The 6,909-nt window shown below is 63.1% G+C and carries 4 protein-coding genes; 2 read left to right on the top strand and 2 right to left on the bottom strand.

The features are described from left to right. Nucleotides 1-76: 76 nt before the first annotated feature. On the bottom strand, nucleotides 77-1,258 hold the full coding sequence (locus ACOX7T_RS13435) for an iron-containing alcohol dehydrogenase (protein WP_433443638.1): 1,182 nt from the start codon (nucleotides 1,256-1,258) through the stop codon (nucleotides 77-79). Nucleotides 1,259-1,443: 185 nt separating this feature from the next. Then, the gene (locus ACOX7T_RS13430) at nucleotides 1,444-2,634 is read right to left on the bottom strand and encodes a M20 family metallopeptidase (protein WP_433443635.1); all 1,191 of its coding nucleotides are present in this window, start codon (nucleotides 2,632-2,634) and stop codon (nucleotides 1,444-1,446) included. A gap of 160 nt (nucleotides 2,635-2,794) precedes the next feature. On the opposite strand from ACOX7T_RS13430, the gene ACOX7T_RS13425 reads away from it, so the two are divergent. Both ACOX7T_RS13425 and polA read left to right on the top strand, forming a co-directional pair. After that, nucleotides 2,795-4,129: an MATE family efflux transporter gene (locus ACOX7T_RS13425; protein WP_433443644.1), complete on the top strand. Its 1,335-nt coding sequence runs from the start codon at nucleotides 2,795-2,797 to the stop codon at nucleotides 4,127-4,129. 96 nt (nucleotides 4,130-4,225) lie between these two features. Then, nucleotides 4,226-6,895 carry a DNA polymerase I gene (gene polA, locus ACOX7T_RS13420; RefSeq protein WP_433443633.1) on the top strand — a complete coding sequence of 890 codons (2,670 nt, stop codon included), beginning with the start codon at nucleotides 4,226-4,228 and terminating at the stop codon, nucleotides 6,893-6,895. Nucleotides 6,896-6,909: the final 14 nt, after the last annotated feature.

The raw sequence follows: 6,909 nt of genomic DNA, 5'->3' as shown, positions 1-6,909 counted from the left end.
TTGCGCAGCCGCCAGAGCGGCGCGGCCCTTTCGGGCAGCGCCGCTCTGTATGTAGGAGGGAAAAGGAGTGGTGAGATTAGAAGTCCACCTCAGTGCCGTAGTAGATGCAGGTGAACAGCTTGGCCATGGTGGCGGGGTCGATGGGACGGGGGTTGGAGCCGGTGCAGGCGTCGCCCACAGCGTTGGTGGCGATGGCTTCCAGCTTCTCCTTGAACTCGTCCTCGATGATGCCGAAGTCCTTCAGGGTGTTGGGAATACCCATGGCGTCGTTCATGGAGCGGATCTTGGCGCGCAGGCCCTCGACCAACTCAGCAGTGGTGTCACCCACCACGCCCATGGTGCGGGCGATGTCGGCATAGCGCTCGGCAACGCCGTCAGCCTTGGCATTGTAGGCGATGACGTAGGGCAGGTACATGGCGTTGGCCAGGCCGTGGGTGATGTGGCCGGTGGAGAAGGCGGCGCCGGTCTTGTGGGCCATGGAGTGGACGATACCCAGCAGGGCGTTGGAGAAGGCCATGCCGGCCAGGCACTGACCATAGTGCATCTCCTCGCGGCAGGTCATGTCGCCCTTGAAGGACTTGATGAGGTCCTTCTCCACAATGTGGATGGCCTCGATAGCCAGAGGATCGGTGAACACGGTGTGCAGGGTGGACACATAGGCCTCGATGGCGTGGGTCAGAGCGTCCATACCGGTGTAAGCCACCAGGTGGGGAGGCATGGTCTCAGCCAGAGCGGGGTCAACGATGGCCACGTCGGGAGTGATGTTGAAGTCAGCCAGGGGGTACTTGATGCCCTTGGCATAGTCGGTGATGACGGAGAAGGCGGTGACCTCAGTGGCGGTGCCGGAGGTGGAGGGGATGGCGCAGAACTTGGCCTTCTGACGCAGCTCGGGGAAGTTGAAGGGGGTGATCAGGTCCTCGAAGGTGGTCTCGGGGTACTCATAGAAGGCCCACATAGCCTTGGCAGCGTCGATGGGGGAGCCGCCGCCCATGGAGATGATCCAGTCGGGCTCGAACTCGCGCATCATGGCGGCGCCCTTCATGACGGTCTCAACAGAGGGATCGGGCTCGACGTTCTCAAAGAGCTTGGTCTCGATGCCGGCTTCCTTCAGGTAGCCAATGGCCTTGTCAACGAAGCCGAAGCGCTTCATGGAGCCGCCGCCCAGAACCATGACGGCCTTCTTGCCCTTCAGGGTCTTGAGGGCTTCCAGAGCGTTGGCACCGTAATAGATGTCGCGGGGCAGAGTAAATCTGGACATAACAAAAACCTCCAAATAAAATGTCAGAAAGTATTGACAAAAAAATAACGATTCTTACCGGGGACTATTATTACACTTTGACAAACAAATGTCAATATCTATTTTGGGATTTTTTCGTAAAAAATCCACGTCCCGGACAAGTGTTTCCGGGACGTGGATACACAAAATGTGAAGAAGGGAAATTGTCACGGTTTTGCGGAAGAAAAGGCCTCCAGCGCCAGTTCCGCCGACCGGGCCAGCAGGGCGGCGCCCAGGGGGAGCGCCTGGTCGTCAGTGCGGAAATGGACGTTGTGCCAGCAGGGATTTTCGCGGCCGGGGAAGCCGGAGCCCAGCCAGTAGAAGAAGCTGGGGATGCCCTGGGAGAGGACAGCGAAGTCCTCGCTGCCCATGTCGGGCCGGGGCTGGACCACGTTCTCTGCGCCCACCAATTCCTCCGCGGCCTGCCGGGCCAGAGCGGTGGTCTCCGGGCCGTTCCAGGTCACGGGTACCTGGGGCTCCAGTACAAAGTCTGCCGTGCAGCCGTAGGCGGCGGCGATATCCCTGGCCAGGGCCTCCAGCTTGGCGGAGGCGTCGGCCAGAACCGCGTCCGAGTGGGCTCGCAGACTGCCCGTCATAGTGAGCAGGTCGGGGGCGAAGTTGTCCGGCGTGCCCGCATGGATGGAGCACACCGAGCACACCAGGCTGTCCAGCGGGTCGGTGCAGCGGCTCACCACGGTCTGGGCGGCGTTCACAATGGCCGCGCCGGGGACAATCACATCCACGCACTTGTGGGGTGAGCCGCCGTGGCCGCTCTTGCCGTAGAGGGTGAGGGTGAAGTTGTTCTTGCCCGCCATGATGGGGCCGGGGAGTACGGCAACCTGGCCGCAGGGGACCTCGGGCCGGTTGTGGAGGCCGAAAATGGCGGCAGGCTTGCCGCCTGCCTTCTCCCACAGGCCGTGGCGCAGCATGGCCGCCGCCCCCTGGGTGACCTCCTCGGCGGGCTGGAAGATGAGCAGCACAGCGCCGGCGAGCTGTTCCCGCCGGGCTGCGAGGAGCTTGGCTGCGCCGTAGAGACAGGCGGTGTGGAAGTCGTGGCCGCAGGCGTGCATGACGCCCTCCACCTCCGAGGAACCGGGACCCTCTGGCTCCTGAAGAGTGATGGCGTCGATATCTGCCCGCAGGGCTACGGTGGGCCCGGGGCGCCCGCCCCGCAGCAGGGCGGCCACGCCGGTCTCCATGCCCAGGTCCAGAAATTCCATCCCCAGGGGCACCAGCAGAGCACGGATTCTGGCTGTAGTATTGACCTCGTGGAAGCTCAGCTCCGGCCTGCGGTGGAGCTGGGCCTTCAATTCCTCCAGCGCGGGCGCCAGTGCCCGCGCCTCTTCCAGCAGCGTCATAGCATACGCCGTCCTTTCCCGGGCAGGGTGTCTTCCTTGCCCTGTATTCAAAAATAGTATACAATGAGAAAATAAAAAGTCAAACCGGAAAGGAAGCGGGCCTGTGGAAGGCGGGAAGAATGATTTTACAAAGGGGAGTGTATCCGGGGCCATCACCAGGATGGCCCTGCCCATGACGGCGGCCCAGCTGGTGAACATCCTTTATAATATTGTAGACCGGATGTATATCGGCCGTCTGCCCGGTGTGGGGCGGCTGGCCCTCACCGGTGTGGGACTGGTGCTGCCGGTCATCTCCATTATCATCGGCTTTGCCAACCTGTGCGGCACCGGCGGTGCGCCGCTATGTTCCATCTGTCGGGGTAAGGGGGACAACGAGGAGGCCGAGTGGGTCCAGGGCAATTCCTTTGCCCTGCTGCTGGGGCTGGGCGTGGCCCTCACCGCCCTCATCCTCCTGTTCCGCCAGCCCATCCTCTACCTCTTCGGCGCCAGCGGCGCCACCTTCCCCTATGCGGACAGCTATCTGTCCACCTACGCCCTGGGCACCGTCTTTGTCATGGTCAGCCTGGGTATGAACCCCTTCATCAACGCCCAGGGCTTTGGACGGATGGGGATGCTCACCGTGTCCATCGGCGCGGCGGTGAACATCGTGCTGGACCCCATCTTCATCTTTGACTTCGGCTTCGGCCTGGGGGTGCGGGGTGCCGCCATCGCCACGGTCATCTCCCAGGCCTGCTCGGCGGCCTGGGTGCTGTGGTTCCTCACCGGAGGAAAGGCCATCGTGCGGCTGCGGCTGAGCAGGATGAAGCTCCGGGCGGCCCGGGTGGCCCGGATTGTGGGCCTGGGCACCTCCGGCTTTGTCATGGCCCTCACCAATTCCCTGGTGCAGATTCTCTGCAACGCCACCCTCCAGCACTGGGGCGGCGTGCAGTACGGCGACCTGTACGTGGGCGTGATGACCGTCATCAACTCGGTGCGGGAGGTTATCACCATGCCGGTCAGCGGCATCACCCAGGGCTGCCAGCCGGTGCTGGGGTACAACTACGGCGCAAAGGCCAATGACCGGGTCCGGCAGGGCATCCGGTTCACCACCGCGGTGACCATGGGGTATTCGGTGATTGTCTGGGCGGTGGTCATGCTGTTTCCCGCCGCCTTCATCCACCTGTTCAACAGCGACGCGGAGCTGATTGCCACCGGTGTGCCCGCCTTCCGCACCTACTTCTCCATCTTTTTCTGTATGTCCCTCCAGTTTATCGGCCAGGCCATCTTTGTGGGCCTGGGCCGCAGCAAGAACGCCATCTTCTTCTCCTTGCTGCGCAAGGCATTTATCGTGGCGCCGCTGACATTGCTGCTGCCCTCTCTGGGCTTTGGGTATAACGGCGTGTTCCTGGCCGAACCCATCTCCAACGTCATCGGCGGTCTGGCCTGCATTCTCACCATGTACTTCACCGTGTACCGCCCTCTGGCGGCGGAACAGACGAACCGGGCGTCCCGCTGAGGACAGCCCGGTTTTTCTTGCCCCGATGGGGGAAAACTGGTATACTGTATACTGAAATGTTATGTCCGGGGGAACCCGGAGGCAGGAGGCAACCCCATGAAGCTCATGGTCATCGACGGAAATTCCATCGTCAACCGGGCGTTTTACGGCGTCCACATGCTCACCACCCGGGACGGCCAGCCCACCAACGCGGTGTACGGCTTCCTCACCATTCTTCAGAAGCTGGTGGATGAGGAGAAGCCGGACGCTCTGTGCTGCACCTTTGACCGGAAGGCGCCCACCTTCCGCCATCTGGCCTATGAGGGCTACAAGGCCCAGCGGAAGGGCATGCCCGACGAGCTGGCCTCCCAGATGCCCATCCTCAAGGAAGTGCTGGACGCCATGAACATCCCCCGGTACGAGATGGACGGCTGGGAGGCGGACGACCTCATCGGCACCATCTCGGTGAAGGACGCCGCCGCCGGGTGGGACACGGTGGTGGTCACCGGCGACAAGGACTCCCTCCAGCTGGTCACCGACCGCACCCGGGTGAAGCTGGTGTCCACCCGCATGGGCCAGACCACCACCAAGGAGATGACTCCCGACACCTTCCGGGAGGCCTACGGCTTTGACCCCATCCACATCATCGACCTGAAGGCCCTCATGGGGGACGCCAGCGACAACATCCCCGGCGTCAAGGGTGTGGGCGAGAAGACCGCCATGGACCTCATCCAGCGCTACCAGAGCGTGGAGGCCATCTACGCCGACCTGGACAAGGTGGAGGCCAAGCCCGCCGTGCTCAAGAAGCTGACCGAGGGAAGAGAGCAGGCCATGATGTCCTATGACCTGGCCACCATCCGCACCGACGCGCCCCTGGACTTCAAGCCCGAGGACGCCGCCCGGCGGGAGGTGAACCAGACCGAACTGTACCAACTGTTCCTCAAGCTGGAGTTCTCCAAGCTCATCGACAAGATGGGCCTGAAGGCCCCCCAGGGGGAGACGGCGGTGGCCACAGAGGAGCAGGCGGTCACCGGCACCTGCGAGAGCGAGGAGGTCACCGACCTGACCCGTGCGGAGGAGCTGCTGGCCATCTGGCGGGAGCAGGAGAGCGTGGACGTGCTGGCCCTGCCCGACCTGAACGCCGTGGCGGTGGAGTGGTGGGAGAGCGAGTCCCACTCCCGGGCCGCCGTTCTCCGGGCCGACAGGCTGGAGGGGTACAACGGCGTGCTGAAGGCCCTCTTTGCCGCTGATATCAAGAAAAATACCCACGATGTGAAAACCCTGCTCTCCCGGCTGCTGGAGGAGGGCGTGGCGGGGGACGGCTTTGTCTTTGACACCGCCATTGCCGCCTATCTCCTGGCCCCCACCGACGGCAGCTACGAGCTGGAGAAGCTGGGCATCACCTACTTCAACCAGGAATTTGCCAAAGCCAAGGACACCTATCTGGCTCCCGATGCCTTCTCCCCCCTGGCCGACCAGACGGCGGTGCTGGGGGGCATGCTGAGCCACTGCGCTCTCATCGGGGCCCTGAAAAAGGTCCTGGCGCCCCGGCTGGAGGAGCTGGGCATGCACCAGCTCTACTATGACATTGAGCTGCCCCTGTGCCTGGTGCTGGCGGCCATGGAGCACGCCGGCATGCTGGTGGACCGGAAGGCCCTCTCCGAGTTCGGCGACATGCTGGACGAGCGCATCGCCGCCGACCAGACAGAGATTTACGACCTGGCGGGGGAGACCTTCAACATCAACTCCACTCAGCAGCTGGGTAAGATTCTCTTTGACAAGCTGGGTCTGCCGCCGGTGAAAAAGACCAAGACCGGCTACTCCACCAACGCCGAGGTGCTGGATAAGCTGCGGGGACAGCACCCCATCATCGACAAGATTCTGGAGTACCGGCAGTACACCAAGCTGAAGTCCACCTATGTGGACGGGCTGGGCAAGGTGATTGCCCCCGACGGGCGCATCCACACCTCCTTCCAGAACACGGTCACCGCCACCGGGCGGCTCTCCTCCACCGAGCCCAACCTGCAGAACATCCCGGTGCGTACCGAGTTGGGGGCCGAGCTGCGGAAGATGTTCGTGGCTCCCGCCGGAAAGGTGCTGGTGGACGCGGACTACTCCCAGATTGAGCTGCGGCTGCTGGCCCATATCGCCGGAGACGAGCACATGATTGAGGCCTTCCGCACCGGTGAGGACATTCACACCGTCACCGCCGCCCAGGTCTTTGGTGTGCCGGTGGACCAGGTCACCAAGCACATGCGCTCCTCCGCCAAGGCGGTCAACTTCGGTATTGTCTACGGCATCTCCGCCTTCTCCCTGTCTCAGGACATCGGCGTGCCCACCTACGAGGCCAAGGAGTATATCGAAAAGTACTTCGCCCGCTTCTCCGGCGTCCACGCCTATATGACCGATGTGGTCAACCGGGCCAAGGCCGACGGCTATGTGTCCACCCTCTTCGGCCGCCGCCGCTGGCTGCCTGAGCTCAAATCCTCCAACTTCAATACCCGCTCCTTCGGCGAGCGGGTGGCCCTCAACATGCCCATCCAGGGCACGGCCGCCGATATCATGAAGCTGGCCATGATCCACGTCCACAGCCGCCTGCGGGAGGAGGGACTTCAGGCCAGGCTCATCCTCCAGGTCCACGACGAGCTGATTGTGGAGTGCCCCGAGGAGGAGGCAGAGACCGTCAAGGCCCTGCTCTCCCGAGAGATGGAGTCGGTGGCCCGGCTGGCCGTGCCCCTCATCGCCGACGCCGCCGCCGGCCGGAGCTGGGCAGAGGCCAAGGGCTAATCAACAGACAACAG

Origin of the sequence: Pseudoflavonifractor sp. (genome assembly GCF_050943825.1) — a bacterium.
In the GTDB taxonomy this organism is placed as follows: domain Bacteria; phylum Bacillota; class Clostridia; order Oscillospirales; family Oscillospiraceae; genus Pseudoflavonifractor.
The sequence above is the reverse complement of the archived record's forward strand: the minus strand, read 5'-3'. Positions and strand labels throughout refer to the sequence as shown.

Bases quoted from the DNA above. Each gene is read 5' to 3' on its own strand.
- ACOX7T_RS13435 (WP_433443638.1), bottom strand. From the start codon at position 1,258: ATGTCCAGATTTACTCTGCCCCGCGACATCTATTACGGTGCCAACGCT.
- ACOX7T_RS13430 (WP_433443635.1), bottom strand. From the start codon at position 2,634: ATGACGCTGCTGGAAGAGGCGCGGGCACTGGCGCCCGCGCTGGAGGAA.
- ACOX7T_RS13425 (WP_433443644.1), top strand. From the start codon at position 2,795: ATGGCCCTGCCCATGACGGCGGCCCAGCTGGTGAACATCCTTTATAAT.
- polA (WP_433443633.1), top strand. From the start codon at position 4,226: ATGAAGCTCATGGTCATCGACGGAAATTCCATCGTCAACCGGGCGTTT.